This window comes from Anatilimnocola aggregata, from assembly GCF_007747655.1.
Classification (GTDB): Bacteria; Planctomycetota; Planctomycetia; order Pirellulales; family Pirellulaceae; genus Anatilimnocola; species Anatilimnocola aggregata.
This window is the reverse complement of sequence record NZ_CP036274.1, coordinates 519,592-535,259: the sequence shown is the minus strand read 5'-3', so window position 1 is coordinate 535,259 and position 15,668 is coordinate 519,592. Positions and strand designations below refer to the sequence as shown.

Genomic DNA, 15,668 nt, shown 5'->3' with positions numbered 1-15,668 from the left:
AACTAGCGCTCTCGTTCCATGGATCACGTTCCCGACGATTCCCGCCTCGACGACTTGCTCCGCGATATCGCGGTGCCGCAAGAACTCGCTGCGCGGCTGAAGGAAATCGCGATTCCCACGGACGATGAACTCGATCAACTGGTATGCGGGTTGGCTGTTCCCGAAGAACTGTCGCTGCGGCTGCATGCAATTCCCGAAGACGACCTGCTCGATGAAGAGTTGCAGGAAGTGGACGCGCCCCTTACGCTGCGCGGCCAATTGCAACTGCCAACACCGGCCGATCGCTGGCGCAACGTGCAGCGCTGGGCCGCTCGCTTGACAGTGGCCGCCGCGCTGTTTTTGGCCGTCTCGGCAACGCTGTTCACTTCCGGGGCCGCATACCTGACGTCGATCTATCCACCCGCTGTCGAACCGCAATGGGTCGTGCTCGCTCAGGCTCCGGGTACTTGGGACGGCTCGCTGATTCCCGCCCCGGACGAATCTGACGAGGGGGTTACCTGGCTGCCACACCAGGAATCGCTACCGTCGATGGCGATGACGGTCGAACCTGCCGAGAGCGACACCACGCTGATGGGCGAAGTCGATCCGAGTCTGTTCCTGACCAGCAGCGGCCCGGTGGGTCAGTTGCAGTCGCTCCTGCGCAGCGGCATGCGTCCCTGGGACGATGTTGTGCTCATGAAGTACGGCCTGCTCGGTGCGCCGCAGTATTCCGAAGATGAACTTCCCGAATTAATCCGCGTGCAACTGCCGGCCCGTTCCGGCATCGAACCGCCGCTGGTTCGCGAATTCGATCGTCGCTTTCTGCTGCGCGAAGGGATCTTTCCGCCCGTTAGCCCCGGCCGCAATCCCAAACTGCAACAGCTGGAGATTCCACTCAGCACCGCAAATTCGTCGGTCGAACTGGCCGAAGCAGCGCTCGCGAACGGCAAACTCCCCAACGCCGACGAAATTCGCGTGGAACAGTTTGTGGCCGCGCTCGAATCGCGACTTCCACCCGCTCCACGCGGCAGGCTAGACCTCGTTATTAACGGCAGTCCGTCCCCCTTCGGCCCGCCCGATGCCAAGTTGCTGCACATTGGCGTGCAGGCGGGCAAGTTGAAACGCCAATCGAAGCAGCCCACGCACCTGGTAGTGGCGATCGATATCTCGGCCAGCATGGCCCGAGGCAATCGGCTGGAAATGGTGCGCCACGCCCTCAATCAAATGCAGGGGCAGATGACGGGGCGCGACGCGCTCTCGATTGTCGCCTTTGAAGAAGACATCGTCTGCCGCACCGAGCATTTGACCGCTAGCCAGGGGGAAGAGTTGCGGCAGCAGCTCCTCGAATTGAATCCTCGTGGCGGCACCAACCTGGCGGCCGGTTTGCAAACCGCAGCTTCGGTTGCCTTGACCGAACCACCGCTGATGAATGTAGGTTCTTATCGTCAACGGCTGGTCTTGATTACCGACAGCCGGGCAGCGATGCCGGACGATACGGCCGAAAAGATCACGGAAGTGATGACGCTCATCGGCGCGGAAGGGGTTGGCTTTGATGTGCTCGATGTCTCCGGCCGTTCCGAGCCCGACCCACTCTTGAGCCAATTGACGCAAGAACTGGCAGGGACTTATCGGGCGATTAGTTCGCGGCAGCAGTTGTATGCTTCGCTGGTCGAAAGCCTGGCAGGGCATAGTCCAGCGGTCGCGCTCGAAGCGCAACTTCGCATTCGTTTCAATCCGCAAACCGTGGGCGCGTATCGTCTGCTCGGTCACGAGCCGAACCTGCTCGCCGCGGTTGTTCCCGCTGCCGTCGATGCTCAATTGCTGCCGGAAGAAGCTGCGGGAGCTTTGCTTGAACTTTGGCTAACCGGCCATAGCAGCACCAATCTGGGCGAAGCCATCATCACTTGGAAAGACCCGCAAACGAGTCAGCGTCAGCAGAAAAAGTTGCCGCTCACGCGCAATCACATCGCTTCGTCGTTTGGCGAAACACCTGCTTCGCTGCAAACGGCGGCCGTGGCCGCCGAGATTGCGGAACAACTGCGCGGCTCGCGCGAAGCCTTGCGGAGAGAGAATCTGCTCCCGACGCAGCAGCGCAATACAGCCGCTACGATCCGTACAACCATACGGCCGTGGAGCCTGACGCTGCGGCAAGAGCCCGATTTGAATCGCCTGCTCACCTTGCTCGATCGAATGGAGAAGATTCGCGGCCGCTAACGGCAAACCCCGCAACAAACGTTGGCAACAAGCGAGGCAAATTGCCGCCGTCGAATGACGATTTGGCGTCAAGTCGGTCAAGGATGGAGAAAATGTCGCCTGGAGGGCCAGTTTGAGACTAAAACGGTTGAAGTCAGGTCCTGATGACTATAATTTACCAATTGGCACTCTGCGCATTCCCCTTGTCTGAAGTTCGTTCCCCCGTTGTTCTTTCGTCTGACATTGGCTCGCTTCTCGGCGTGCTCCGTTGTCGGCATCCGTTCCCCAAGTAGCCACTTTCGCTATCGACTATTATTTCCCGACGATTCGCTCACCGTTCGCTGTGGCGGCAATAAATGACTCGTTGCCCCGCGAACGTTCAACAGTACACGCACTCAGCAGGCAGATTAAGGATTCACGTCATGACCAGGCGATCTTCGCTCGAGTTCGGTTCACTTCGATTAGGTTCACGCGCAAAATTAGCGGCTTGGCTCTTTGCCGGTGCGCTCGTTGGTCTTGCCGGGTTCACCGAATCGGCCCAGGCTATTGAACCGGCGCGTGCGTTTCTCGAAGGCCTGCGCGAACGCGGCTATTACGATGTGGCCATCGACTACCTCGATGTTGCTGCCAAAAATCCCGCCGTGCCGGCTGAATTCAAAACGACGCTGCAATACGAACGGGGTGTAACCCTCGTCGATGGGGCCAAGGCCCAGCGCGACCCGGCACTGCGAGAAAAGCAACTCGACGAAGGTCAGCAGGCGCTCCAAAAGTTCATCGGCAGCAACTCGTCGCACATTCTGGTGATTGCTGCCCGCAGTCACTTGGGCAACGTGGTGGTCGAGCGCGCTCGGGCTCGCATGAAGAAATCGGAGAAGGCTCTCCCCGCACAAAAATCAGCGTTCTTGACCGAAGCCCGCACGTTCTACACGGAAGCGCTCAAAGTCTTCGAAGATCTGACGACCGAAATCGGCGAAAAGCTGAAGGCGTATCCCGCGGCGCTGGATGAAAAGAAAGAAGCCAAGAAGTTCGAAGAACGCGAGCAGTTCCGCAAGGACTATCTCCAATCGCAACTTCTGCAGGCTGCCACTCGCGAAGAAATGGCCGAAACTTACGAAGCTGGCGCGAAGGATCGGACCACGGCGCTCGAAACGGCGGCCAAAGAGTACGGCGAGATCTACTCGAAGTATCGCACCCGCCTAGCCGGCTTGTATGCCCGCATGTATCAGGCCCGCTGCTTGCAGAAGCTTGGCAAACACAAAGACGCCCTCGGCTACTTCAACGAACTGCTGGCCAATCCCGATAATCCGGAACCCTTCCGCGTGATGCGGGTGAAAGTCACCGAACTGGCCATGGCCTCGTGGATCGATCAAAAACTGTATCTCGAAATCATCGACAAGAACAAAGAAAAGCGGCCGGTCCAACTGGTCGACTCCGCCCGCCCAGCCGAAGATCGCAGCGAAGAGTTCATGTCGATTCGAGTCGATATTGCCAGGGCGATGAAGCTTTACGCTGATGAACTCAAAGCCAAGGATGCCAAAGACCCCAATGCCCGCAAACTGTTGGTCGACGGCGGCAAGTTGGTTCGGTACGTCATGAAGTTTCCGGGGCCGTTCCAAGAGCGGGCGCGCAACATGATTGGCGACTTCGGCGGCGATGGGGGCGAAGTTACTGACAAGCCCGAACCAAAGAACTTCGCCGATGCCCGCAAGGTCGGCAAAGAATCGATCGATGAAATGCAGGCCGCCAACACCTTGGTGAAGAGCCTGCCCGATCGCCTCAAGACGCTCAAGGATCCCGCCGAGCGTACGGAAACGCAGAAGCAACTCGAAGATGCGACCAAGCAAGCTGCGCAGGCGACCGACGATGCTGTCCGTTATCTGAAACTAGCGATGGGCTATGTCGAACCTGCGACTCCCGTCGAGGAAGTGAATCTGGTTCGCTACCTCCTCTGCTACCTGGCCTATACGAAGGCCGAATACCTGGAAGCGGCGGTGGTGGGCGATTTCATTTCTCGCCGCTATCCCGATGCTCAGGGTGCGCGCCAATGCGCCAAGATCACCATGGCGTCGTACATCAAGCTGTACGGCGAGAAGGACCCTCAGAATCCCGATGAAAAGAAGGACTTCGAAGCTCAGCAGATCGTCAGCATCTGCAAATACATCACGCAGAAATGGCCCGATTCCACGGAGGCGGCCGAGGCGCTCAATACCCTGATTCCATTCATGATCAAGGAGAAGCGACTTGCCGAAGCGCAAACGTACCTTGACCAAATTCCCGCCGACCACGCTTCCCGCGGAGCGGCCGAGTTGAAGATGGGTCAGGCCTTGTGGGCCGCCTATCTGGAAGGCTCTAAGCAACTACGCGACTGGGAAAACGGCACCGAAATCAAGCCCGAAGGTGTCGATCTGGCTGCCAAGAAGACGGAACTCGATAGCCTGAAGAGCAAAGCCAAAACCACGCTCATCGATGGTGTGGCGCGCATGCAAGCCAGCGGCGAAGTGAATCCGATTGTCGTCACCGCGGTCCTTTCGCTGGCCCAGATTTATGTCGATACCAACGAGCCCGCCAAAGCGGCTGCCCTGCTCGAAGATCCCAAGGTTGGCACGCTGGTGCTCGTTCGCAAGAACGATCCCACGACTCAGCGTGAAGGCTTTCCCGAAGAAACTTACAAGACTGCCCTGCGCAGTTACATCTCGTCGCTTGGTACGGCTGGCGGCAATGCCGACGAAACAGTGACCAAGGCCAAGGGGGTGATGGAATCGCTCAATCAATTGGTCAGTGCCGACGAAAAGGGGCAGTCCAAGCTGATTGGCATTTACGTCAGCCTCGCTCGCGATCTGCAAAAGCAAATGGAACTTGCCGAACCGGCTTCCAAGGTGGCGCTCGGCAAGGGCTTCGAAGCGTTCCTGGGTCAGATGGCCAAGGAATCGAAGGATTTGAAGGTTCTTAACTGGGTCGCGGAAACGTATCGCGGCATGGGTGAAAGCTTCGGTCCAGCTTCGAAGGGGATCAATCCCGAAGCGGCCCGCTACTTTGCCGAAGCCAATGCCACCTATCAACGCATTCTCGATACTGGCAAGAAGGACCCGACTTACTTGCAGCCTGCCATGGCCACTTCGCTCCGCCTGTCGGTGGCCCGCACGAACCGCTCGATGGGCAAATTCAAAGAAGCCATGGACCTCTTCGACGAGATCTTGAAGGCTCAGAACATGCTTCTCCCTGTGCAGATCGAAGCTGCCCGCACCTATCAGGATTGGGGCGCGCTCAAGGGAGAGAAGATGGAAGACAACTATCAGCGGGCGATTTTCGGTGCCCGCCCCATGAAAGATCCGAAGACCAAGCAAGACAAGAACAACGTTTGGGGCTGGGCGCAAGTTGCGAGAATTGTCGCATCCAATGCTCAGTACAAAGACATCTTCCACGAAGCACGGTTCAACCTGGCCCTCTGCCGCTACAACTACGCGATGGCTCAGAAGACCGACGTAAAGAAGAAGGAACAACTGGCCTACGCCAAGAAGGACGTTGCCATCATGTATGGCTTCTATCCCGACCTGGGGGGCGACAAGTGGCGGGCCCAGTACGACTCGTTGCTCAAAAATGTTCAACAAGCCCTGGGTGAACGCCCACTAGGCCTGGCCGCTCTGCGGCAGCCAGAACCTCCAGCTGCGAATAGCACGACGCCTACCAAGGCTGGGACGACGACCGCTCCGACAACAACCACCAAGGCAGCTGGAAGTGCCACTTCTGCCAAATAGTTCCGTGTCATCCGCTTGCTCATTCGCCTCCAAGTCGACATTCGTTCCAACATTTCAGCGCCGCCTTGCTTCGCGGCGACCTTATCGAACCGGAGATTTTGTCATGCAGTTCCGTCAGTCCACGATCGCAGTTGCTGCTGCCATTCTCGGCAGTTGCTGCACGTTGGCCGCTCAGGCCCAGTCGCTCGATACGATCTATTCCACCAAGGGTGGTGTGCCGAGCAAGGGGACCGTTACCACGATCACCAAGAACGAGATCGCGCTCGATATGGCCGGCGTGCCCCGATCTTTTCCCGTCAACGAAATCACTCGCGTGATCTTCGCCGACGAACCGAACGAACTAACTAATGCCCGCAACTCGGTTGTGGCGAAGAACTACAACGCAGCCGTTGAAGAACTGAAGAAAGTCGACCCAGCGGCCCTCACGCGCGAGTTCATGCGGCACGATGCGGCCTATTACAAAGCACTGTCTGAACTGCGCTTGGCCATGAGCGAAGGTGGGGACAAGACGAAGGCCGAAGCCGACATGCTGGCCTTCCTCCGCTCCGCTCCCGATAGCTATCACTTCTACGAAGCGGCCGAACTGCTCGGCGACCTGGCTGCCTCTTCGGGCAAGTACGAGAACGCGGTCCGCTACTACACGCCAATCTCCAAGGCTCCGTTCGAAGATTATCAAATGCGGGCCAACAACGCCGTCGCGCGGGCCCAAGTCGCTCAAAAGAACTTCCCCGCCGCCCTCGCCGGGTTCGAAGCCGTGCTCGCCGGCAATCTCAGCACCGTGGAAGCCACCCAGCAGAAAATGCTGGCCTCGGTCGGCAAGGCCCAGTGCCTGGGCGAAACCGGCAAGGCCGATGAAGGCGTTGCCATGGCCGAAGGGATCATTGCCAAGAATGACCCGCAAGACGCCAAGCTCTTTGCCCGCGCTTACAACGCTCTCGGTGCCTGCCACCTGAAGGCCGGCCGCCCGAAGGACGCTTTACTCGCCTATCTGCATACCGATGTTTTGTTCTACGCCGATAGCGACGCCCATGCCGAAGCCCTCTACAACCTGGTCAAGCTGTGGGGTGACCTGAACAAGGCCGACCGGGCGACCGCTGCCCGGGCAACGTTGCGCGAACGTTACGCTGGTAGCATCTGGAATGCGAAAGAATAGCTTTTCAGTGCCAAAAACGCGGGTTGCTGCTTTACTATGCCCCGCCTCGGTAATTAGAATGTCCAGTCCACATCGGGGTGCCGGCTCATTCGAGCTGGCGATGGTTTGCCTACGGCACCCTCGCATCTGCAGATCGCTTCCTTCACTGCCCTGCCCACGGGTCTCTCGCGAGATTTCTCCATTTGGAATAGTTGTGCCGCCAGGATGAACCTGGTGACCGCAAAATACCTGCAGGGAATAAATTCGCAGCGCTGGAAAGAATCTGTTTAGGCAACTATTCTTGGAAACAATCTTTACATCGGGTTTACTCGGGATTTGGGGAGGCAGTCATGCGGTGGCTTGAAGTTTCAAAGCCGTGGGGTTTGGTTGTAGTCCTGCTGCTTGCGCTTGGTCTAAGCGTTGAGGCTGGCCGTTCGCTCGGCATCGTCACCGGCCCCGTAGCCGTTGCGCAGGACGAGCCTGCCGAAGAGCCCGCTGCCGCCGAAGAGCCCGCTGGCAAGCCTCAGCAAAGCTACCTCGCCTGGTTCTTCAAAGCGCTTGGTATTCGTTACACCATCGCCTTCCTGGCTCTGTCGTTTAGCTTCGTGGCTATTTTGGTGATGAACTTCCTGGTCTGCCGCCGCGATTCCTTCGTCCCCCGCCACTTGATCGATGCCTTCGAAGCTCACCTCAACGAAAAGCGCTTCCAAGAAGCCTTTGATCTGGCGAAGAACGATGAATCGTTCCTAGGGCAAATGCTCTCTTCGGGCATGGCCAACTTGCAAGCCGGCTACGACAAGGCGATGGAAGCCATGGCCGAAACCGCCGAAGACGAAGGGATGAAGATTGAGCATCGTCTCAGCTATATCTCGCTCATCGCCAGCATCAGCCCACTCGTCGGTTTGCTCGGCACGGTGGACGGAATGGTGGCATCGTTCCAGGTGATCGCGATTAGCGGTGCCACGCCCAAGGCCTCCGATTTGGCGGAAGGTATTTCGATGGCTCTCATTACGACCCTCGTCGGTCTCGTGCTCGCCATTCCCGCGATTCTCGCCTTCAACTTGTTTAAGAATCGAATCTCCCGTCTCACCATGGAAGCTGGCCACGCTGCCGGTCGCTTGATGGGTCGCTTCGAATCGATGGGTAAGAAGTAATTGACGTACGACATCGTTTCGCGTCGGGGTTTGTAGTTCCGCGTTGGTTGGACAAGTGATTTCATGGGTTTCAAGCTAAAGCGAAAAGAAGTCGAGCAGTACGAAATCGACATGACGCCGATGATCGACATGACGTTTCAGCTGATCGCCTTCTTCATGATTCTCATCAATTTCGAAGCTGCCGAGCAGGACTCCCGCGTCGTCCTGCCGTCCAGTCAACTAGCGAAGCCCCCCGAAGCCCCCTTCGAAACGCCAATCACGATTCAAATGACCAAGGACGGCAATCCGTTGTTGGCGGCAGAAGTATATGCAGATCGCAAGGCGCTCATCCCCAAGTTGAAGAATGAGGTTTACGTTCTGCAGACTCAGAATTCGTCGGCCGCCAATGCCACGATCATCATCCGGGCACATAAAGACTGCAAAACAGGCGATGTCCAGGATCTGATCAAAGTCTGTCAGGAAGTGGGCTTTGAAAAGTTCACGCTCCGGGCAAATGAAGAAATCGGCTACTAATTCAATCTGACTCAAAGTTGAACTATGGCAGTTAAAATCAAAAAGCAGGGGAACAGCAAGATCGCGATCGACATGACACCCATGATCGATATCGTGTTCCAATTGCTGACGTTCTTCGTAATGACGTTGAAGATCGCTACTGCCGAGGGCGATTTCAACATTCGCATGCCGCTGGCCGCTCCGCGCGCAGGTCCACCCGATCCTAACCAATTGCCGCCGATGAAGCTCTTCCTGAAGGCTGATTCGGCCGGCAAATGCGCCCGCGTCGTAATGAACGACTCGGAGTTCAGCGGTGGCGACCGGTGGACGCGATTGCACAATCACGTCGCCGGCATCGTTGGAGACGGCAGCTTGGCCTCCTCGGCCGAAGTTGAACTCGTTTGCGATTACAACCTGCACTACGAGCACGTAATCGAAGCGATCACTGCTGTCTCGGGCGAAATGCGCGACGGGCAAATCGTCAAACTGGTCGAGAAGATTAAGTTCTCACCGCCGGTCGCCCAGTAGCCCCCGGTTTCCAAATCATTCCAGACCCTGGTCACCCTCTCCGACCAGGGTTTTTTTATGCGCCGTTGCAGTTTTTTTCTGTGCAGTCGCGACAGCCAGTCTTTTGTGCCGGGCTGATTCTCACGACCTCGAGAACGAGCAGTCATCGCAGAAGGGGGTGTTCAACAATCGGGTCAATTGTTGAACAGGGACCTGCGCAACTCTCGGGTTTCCGAGCGATCGGTGTTCAACAATCGGGGTGAATGTTGAACATGTACGATGAATTTAGTTGGGAGATCACGAGACGAAGAGGTGCCCAGTGCTGAGCACATTTCTCTCGGTGGCAACGGTTGCCTGGGATGCTTGACTCGTTCGCCCGCAAGCCACCTCGTGGCCAGGCTGGACAACCAAATTGCCCCACTACCGAACTCGCAGTCGGCTTTACGTGTCTACCCATCGCCCCAATAATGCATGCCTGCCCTGCGCCGTAACAGCCGCGTTTCTTTAGTCCGCCCATTCGCCCCTATAGCTCAGCTGGATAGAGCAGCCGCCTTCTAAGCGGCAGGTCGCAGGTTCGAATCCTGCTGGGGGTGCTCAAGAAAACACGCGATTTCTCGCGTGTTTTCGCGTTTCTTGATCGAATTGAATGGCAAGCAGAGGCTTCGCGGAATGGCCAAATGTGCCCAATTAATGCCGCTAGTGGTCGACGATGAGGTGATGATGCGCAGGCTATTGCATCGCGCTCTGAGCCAAGATGGCTTTGCTTGCAATCTTGCGAACGATGGCAATGAGGCCCTGCAGATGTTGGCCGCAAGCAAATACGATGCCGTGGTAACCGACTTGAGAATGCCCAATCAACACGGTCATGCGCTGGCGACCCATCTGCTTGCCGCACAACGCCGTCCTGTAGTAATTATTCATACCGGCGTAATGGAGCCCAAACTCGCTAAGGATCTGATTGTCCGAGGAGTGGACGACATTCTTTTCAAGCCAACCGATTTCTCGGTACTCGCTGCGAAAGTAAAAGCGTTGGTGAAACGGCGTTCTGCGATGTTCAGGGAATACGTGATGCCTGAAGCGGCGGAGCCTAGGTCTACGGCAAACGATTCAACAACTACGGAGTCGACAAACGCCGAAGATGAGTTGTCCTCCACATCGCAAGCCGAGATGCCTGAAGTCTCCGTGCCGCTCAGGTCCAGCGAGGCAAGACCTGTTGACGCTCGCGAGTTCGGGCGTGGGTGGTCGCTTCTCCAAAGGGTCTTTAGCTGGGTTTCGGCGTAACCCAACAGCTTCACATCGCATCCAGCGCACGGCGTACGCAGGTTGACAACGCGGCGTAAGTGAACGGCTTCTCGAGGAAGTTCGTCGTGGATTCGAGAACTCCGTGCCGAAGGACCGCGTCGTCGGTATAACCCGACATGAAGAGCACTTTTAACCCGGGCTGGATCGCGCTGAGCTGATCGTAGAGTTGCCTACCGCTCATTTTTGGCATTACCACATCGGCGAGCAGTAGGTGAATTGGTCCTGCATGTGCGCGATACATTTGAAGCGCTTCCTCACCGTCGCCGGCCTGCAACACCGCGTAACCCTGCGACGACAAAATGCGACTGGCCAGCTTAAGCAGCATCTCTTCATCTTCTGCTACCAGGATCGTCTCAGTACCGCGCGGGGCCGACGTCGAAACTTTCGTCGCGTCCTCACTGGTTGCTGCTGTTTCATGTCTAGGTAGGTAGACCTTAAACGTGGTTCCTGTTCCCAACTCGCTATCGACCGTCACGTGCCCCTCACTCTGTTTCACGATTCCAAATACGGTAGCCAAACCCAACCCGGTCCCTTTGCCCGTTTCCTTCGTGGTGAAGAAAGGTTCAAAGATGCGAGACTTGGTTTGCTCATCCATCCCGGAACCGGTATCGCTCACGACCAGCATCACGTACGATCCGGCAGTCACTTCCCGATGGCTCTGCGCATAGGTTTCGTCAAGTTCGACGTTGGAAGTCTCGATGGTCAGCGTTCCTCCCTGGGGCATCGCATCGCGGGCGTTCACTGCCAGGTTCATGATTACCTGGTTCATCTGGCCCCCATCGACCTTCACCGGCCAAAGCCGCGACTGCAAACTGGTTTTAACCGTGATGTCTTCACCGATCAAACGATCAAGCATCGCCACGGCCTCCGTGACAACTTCGTTAAGATTCAAGAGCATAGGCCGCAAGATCTGCTGCCGGCTAAAGGCAAGCAATTGCTTGGTTAGAGACGCCGCGCGATTCGCGGCCTTGTAGATCTCTTCTACAAGTTCGCGACTTTCACCGCCCACAGCCACATCGTTCTCCAGGAACTGACAGCAGCCAAGAATTACGGCTAGTACGTTGTTGAAGTCGTGCGCTATGCCGCCGGCCAGATGTCCGACAACCTCCATCTTCTGCGCCTGGCGGAACTGATCCTCAAGCTGTTTGCGCTGAGTGATATCGGCCAATGAGCCGATGGCCTCGGCTGGCTGGCCGGCTGCATTGCGAAGTAGTCGGATCTCGCCTCGAATCCAGCGATGGCTGCCGTCCTTGTGACGGAAGCGGTATTCGGCGGAAAAGTAGTTGTTGCGGACAATCTCAGTGAAAAACGGATTTACCACCGCTTCGCGGTCTTCTGGATGGATGTTGCCCAGAAACCAGTCTCCCCCGAGCACCTCACCGGCCCGGTAGCCCAGCAAAGTCTCAATGTTCGGGCTGATCCAGTTGATCCCGCCGAATTGTCCATTCTCCGCGTGCAGGGTGAAGAGCACGGCTGGACTAGACTGAACCACGTGCTGCAATCGTTCTTCGGCGGCGCGCAGTGCAATCTCCGTCCGCTTACGCTCAGTGATGTCGCGGGCGATACCAATTACGCCGATGACATTTCCGCTACCGTCCCGATAGGGTGCCTTTTGGTCACTTGAACAATGCGAGTGATTGCACCGACCGTCAATTCCTCCTCCTCAGTGTTGGCCACTCCCGACTTCATTACGCGCTCGTCGTGGTCCTTTACCACTTTCGCACTTACCGGGTCGAAGAAGACGCTGTCATCGTTTTCCAGAACTTCAGAGACCGTGCGGCCCAAAAACTGGGCAGCGGCCGCGTTGCACAGCAGATAACGGCCTCCCCGGTCCTTCACGAACACAGCATCGGTCGTTCCGTCGATGACCGCTCGAAGCAGCGTCGTTGTCCGCCCCAATTCTTGTTCGGTGAGCCTGCGCTCGGTCACGTCACGGCAGACGGTCAGAATCTGCGGCTTATTGTGATACTGAACCCGCGCGGCCGATGTCTCTAACCAGCGCCACTGTCCGTCATTGTCACGGGCCCGCCAGTGCAGACGCTCCGTTCCTCCAGCCACCGCCCCTCTCCACCATCGCTGACAGTGCTCCACGTCTTCTGGATACGCGAACTCGAACATCTTGGTCGGCTTTCGACCGTACAGACGCTCGACCGACGGACTTGCATAAACGCTTCGCCCATCCAGTTCATTCAGGCAAAGGAGGTCGTTGGCGTGCTGTGTCAGCGCGCGAAACAGCTCGTCCTGCTCGCGCAACACTTCGGCCGGCTCGCGCTCGACTTCTTTCGGGTTGAGGTCCTCATCTGCCATTCTGGTTCCCCTCCGGTGGATCGCGAAGAATTGTACTGGGTGCCATCATCAGGGCGGAAGCCTATGAAGTACACAGCACGATTCCGCATGATCTAAAAGAAGCGAACTATCACCGCATTCGTGAGAGAAGCCGGGGATCAACCTCCGGCAACTCGAAAAATGCACTTCGGCTGCTCAGGGCGAACCCGTAGACGTCATCGTCGGCTACTTCGCTGACAGCTGTCTCACCAGCGCGCGTCGGTTACCCCAAGTGCTGGCAGCGTGAGCCTCGCAGCCGACTGCGTCAATGACTCGGTCAGGGCCTCGACCGTTCGTCAACTCTTGCAGGCGCGAGTAATCGCACCAAGCTTTGATTAGCTCATAAAAAAGGCGGGCCCGACTTGGACGCTCATGAGTCAGTGTGAGTGCGTTTTGTACGGTTGAGGCAACTTTACCCGCCTAGCGGTTGTTAGCGAAGGCTGTCTTCACCCTGCGATGCTACAAATCACGCCTTAACCGGAGGCGGTTGATCCGAGCCTGGGCCGGAACGGAGTGGCACAAATTGTGCTTCGTCGCGGTGTCCGTGCTGGCTATCGCCACTTCAATGCCAGCTCACCGCAGTTCTCGTATCCAAAGGAAAATGTTCATGGCTAAGCGCTCGTCAGCCCGCCCTACTGCCAAAACCAAGCGGACCGATAGTGCCAAAACGGCCGATTTAGAAGCGAACATAGAAGAAAGTGCTGGTGCCCTGTTGACCAGCAATCAGGGGGTGCCGGTTAACGACGACCATAATTCGCTCAAGGCCGGAGATCGCGGACCGAGTTTGCTTGAAGATTTTCTGCTGCGCGAGAAGATCACGCATTTTGACCACGAGCGTATTCCAGAGCGGGTCGTTCATGCGCGTGGGAGCGGTGCCCATGGTTATTTCGAATTGGACCACTCGCTGACGAAATACACACGGGCCGCGTTTCTCCAGACGACTGGCAGTCGGACACCTGTCTTCGTCCGATTCTCTACCGTTGCTGGTTCCCGCGGTTCTACAGATCTGGCCCGCGATGTACGCGGGTTTGCTATCAAGTTTTATACCGAAGAAGGCAACTTTGATTTGGTTGGGAACAATATGCCAGTGTTCTTCATCCAAGACGCGATCAAGTTCCCCGATCTAATTCATGCTGTCAAACCGGAACCGCATAACGAGATCCCCCAAGCGGCGAGCGCACATGACACGTTTTGGGATTTTATTTCGCTGACCCCCGAGTCGGCTCACATGATCATGTGGGTGATGTCCGACAGAGCGATTCCACGCAGCTTCCGGATGATGGAGGGGTTCGGGGTTCACACATTTCGCTTCCTAAATGCGAAGGGTGAATCGACGTTTATCAAATGGCACTTGAAGCCCACGCTCGGAATGAAATCTGTGCTGTGGGATGAAGCGCAGCGCATCTCCGGTTGCGATCCCGATTTTCACCGGCGTGATCTCTGGGAAGCGATCGATTCCGGAAACTTTCCGGAATGGCAAGTCGGTGTGCAGTTGATTCCGGAAGCTGACGAACACAAGTTCGCCTTCGATCTCTTGGACCCAACCAAGATCGTTCCCGAAGAACTGGTGCCCGTTACACCGATTGGCCGACTGGTCCTGGATCGCAATCCCGACAACTTCTTCGCGGAAGTTGAACAGGTCGCTTTTCACACGGGACATATTGTTCCGGGCATGGACTTTACCAACGATCCGCTTCTCCAAGGGCGCCTCTTCTCCTACACGGACACGCAACTGATCCGACTGGGCGGACCAAACTTCCACGAAATCCCGATCAATCGCCCAGTTGCACCACTGCACAACAATCAGCGCGATGGCTTCATGCGTCAAATGATCAATCGCGGAGTGACGTCATACGATCCCAATACTCTCGGCGGGGGCGATCCTCGTCAAGCGAAGATTGCCCAGGGCGGGTTTGCATCTCACGCCGAACGACTTGATGCGGCAAAGGTCCGAGCGCGTAGTCCAAGTTTCAGCGATCACTTCTCGCAAGCGGCAATGTTCTTCCACAGTCAGTCCGCAGTGGAACAACGGCACATCATTAATGCGCTACGATTTGAATTAGGCAAATGTGCGCAGCAGTCGGTTCGAGAGCGAGTCCTTTACCTTCTGTCGCAGATTGACGATGCGTTGGCAAAAGGAGTCGCCGATGGGCTGGGAGTCTTGGTTCCGAAGAAAATCGAAGGCTATCTGAATCAGAACTTTGGAGCCGACGCAGATCCAAAAACGGTGCAACCGAAGAAGTTCACCGGTAAGTCCCACGATTCACCAGCCTTGAGCATTATGCGTTCAGCGAAGCCAGGCATGCAGACAGCCAAAATCGCAGTGCTGTTGGCGGATGGATTTGATGAAGCTGGTGTAAAGGCGGTCTCTCAAGCGATCAGCGCCGCTGGCGGTGAGGCAAAGATCATTGCTCCCCGCGGCGGCATGGCGACAGGGGATAAAGGGACGGAATTGAAGGTCGACTTCAGTTTGCCCACTGTCTGCTCTGTCGTGTTCGACGCGGTATACGTCGCTGGAGGTGAATCGTGCGTTGCGGTATTGCAGGGCGAGACCAGAGCAGTCGAGTTTGTGGAAGAGGCTAATAAGCACTGTAAAGCCATTGCATGCAGCGGTACAGCGGAAGCCTTCTTGGCCTCAACGCGAGTGCAGGCGTCGATCGAAGCTGGTGACGTCGCGGTCGTCCTGGGACATAGCTCACCGAAGCAAATGGCTTCTGCCTTTGTCGAAGCGATAAGCAACCATCGAAACTGGGAGCGCGAAAGCCTGACATTACCAAACGGTTAATTACGAGCCGGAAATGGCCGAAGCCAATCTGGTTTGGCACTTTT

At 56.8% G+C, this 15,668-nt stretch carries 10 protein-coding genes and 1 tRNA gene; 9 read left to right on the top strand and 2 right to left on the bottom strand.

What is annotated here, in order from left to right:
- The first annotated feature begins 18 nt into the window (after nucleotides 1-18).
- From ETAA8_RS01905 to ETAA8_RS01870, 8 genes are all read left to right on the top strand, one after another.
- The gene (locus ETAA8_RS01905) at nucleotides 19-2,193 is read left to right on the top strand and encodes a VWA domain-containing protein (RefSeq protein ID WP_145084090.1); all 2,175 of its coding nucleotides are present in this window, start codon (nucleotides 19-21) and stop codon (nucleotides 2,191-2,193) included.
- A 401-nt stretch (nucleotides 2,194-2,594) separates the two neighbouring features.
- Nucleotides 2,595-5,927, top strand: coding sequence for a hypothetical protein (locus tag ETAA8_RS01900; protein ID WP_145084087.1), 3,333 nt, complete (start codon nucleotides 2,595-2,597; stop codon nucleotides 5,925-5,927).
- Between the two features lie 103 nt (nucleotides 5,928-6,030).
- Nucleotides 6,031-7,080 carry a tetratricopeptide repeat protein gene (locus ETAA8_RS01895; RefSeq protein WP_145084084.1) on the top strand — a complete coding sequence of 350 codons (1,050 nt, stop codon included), beginning with the start codon at nucleotides 6,031-6,033 and terminating at the stop codon, nucleotides 7,078-7,080.
- Between the two features lie 329 nt (nucleotides 7,081-7,409).
- Nucleotides 7,410-8,213, top strand: coding sequence for a MotA/TolQ/ExbB proton channel family protein (locus ETAA8_RS01890; RefSeq protein WP_145084081.1), 804 nt, complete (start codon nucleotides 7,410-7,412; stop codon nucleotides 8,211-8,213).
- Nucleotides 8,214-8,276: 63 nt separating this feature from the next.
- Nucleotides 8,277-8,726, top strand: coding sequence for an ExbD/TolR family protein (locus ETAA8_RS01885; protein WP_145084078.1), 450 nt, complete (start codon nucleotides 8,277-8,279; stop codon nucleotides 8,724-8,726).
- Nucleotides 8,727-8,750: 24 nt separating this feature from the next.
- Nucleotides 8,751-9,233: an ExbD/TolR family protein gene (locus ETAA8_RS01880; RefSeq protein ID WP_145084075.1), complete on the top strand. Its 483-nt coding sequence runs from the start codon at nucleotides 8,751-8,753 to the stop codon at nucleotides 9,231-9,233.
- A gap of 498 nt (nucleotides 9,234-9,731) precedes the next feature.
- A tRNA-Arg gene (locus ETAA8_RS01875) sits at nucleotides 9,732-9,805 on the top strand.
- 25 nt (nucleotides 9,806-9,830) lie between these two features.
- Complete coding sequence (locus ETAA8_RS01870) at nucleotides 9,831-10,493, top strand: response regulator (RefSeq protein WP_145084072.1); 663 nt, start codon at nucleotides 9,831-9,833, stop codon at nucleotides 10,491-10,493.
- A 10-nt stretch (nucleotides 10,494-10,503) separates the two neighbouring features.
- Here the strand turns inward: ETAA8_RS01870 and ETAA8_RS01865 are convergent, their stop codons facing one another.
- Nucleotides 10,504-12,036 (bottom strand): PAS domain-containing sensor histidine kinase, encoded by a 1,533-nt coding sequence (locus ETAA8_RS01865; RefSeq protein ID WP_261343657.1) that lies wholly within the window; start codon nucleotides 12,034-12,036, stop codon nucleotides 10,504-10,506.
- Nucleotides 12,037-12,083: 47 nt separating this feature from the next.
- Nucleotides 12,084-12,821 carry a PAS domain-containing protein gene (locus ETAA8_RS01860; protein ID WP_145084066.1) on the bottom strand — a complete coding sequence of 246 codons (738 nt, stop codon included), beginning with the start codon at nucleotides 12,819-12,821 and terminating at the stop codon, nucleotides 12,084-12,086.
- A gap of 541 nt (nucleotides 12,822-13,362) precedes the next feature.
- Here ETAA8_RS01860 and ETAA8_RS01855 point away from each other — a divergent pair.
- Complete coding sequence (locus ETAA8_RS01855; protein WP_202921503.1) at nucleotides 13,363-15,624, top strand: catalase; 2,262 nt, start codon at nucleotides 13,363-13,365, stop codon at nucleotides 15,622-15,624.
- The last annotated feature ends 44 nt before the right edge of the window (nucleotides 15,625-15,668 follow it).

Coding starts and splice junctions, on each gene's coding strand:
- ETAA8_RS01885 (WP_145084078.1), top strand. CDS start 8,277: ATGGGTTTCAAGCTAAAGCGAAAAGAAGTCGAGCAGTACGAAATCGAC.
- ETAA8_RS01890 (WP_145084081.1), top strand. CDS start 7,410: ATGCGGTGGCTTGAAGTTTCAAAGCCGTGGGGTTTGGTTGTAGTCCTG.
- ETAA8_RS01860 (WP_145084066.1), bottom strand. CDS start 12,821: ATGGCAGATGAGGACCTCAACCCGAAAGAAGTCGAGCGCGAGCCGGCC.
- ETAA8_RS01895 (WP_145084084.1), top strand. CDS start 6,031: ATGCAGTTCCGTCAGTCCACGATCGCAGTTGCTGCTGCCATTCTCGGC.
- ETAA8_RS01880 (WP_145084075.1), top strand. CDS start 8,751: ATGGCAGTTAAAATCAAAAAGCAGGGGAACAGCAAGATCGCGATCGAC.
- ETAA8_RS01905 (WP_145084090.1), top strand. CDS start 19: ATGGATCACGTTCCCGACGATTCCCGCCTCGACGACTTGCTCCGCGAT.
- ETAA8_RS01900 (WP_145084087.1), top strand. CDS start 2,595: ATGACCAGGCGATCTTCGCTCGAGTTCGGTTCACTTCGATTAGGTTCA.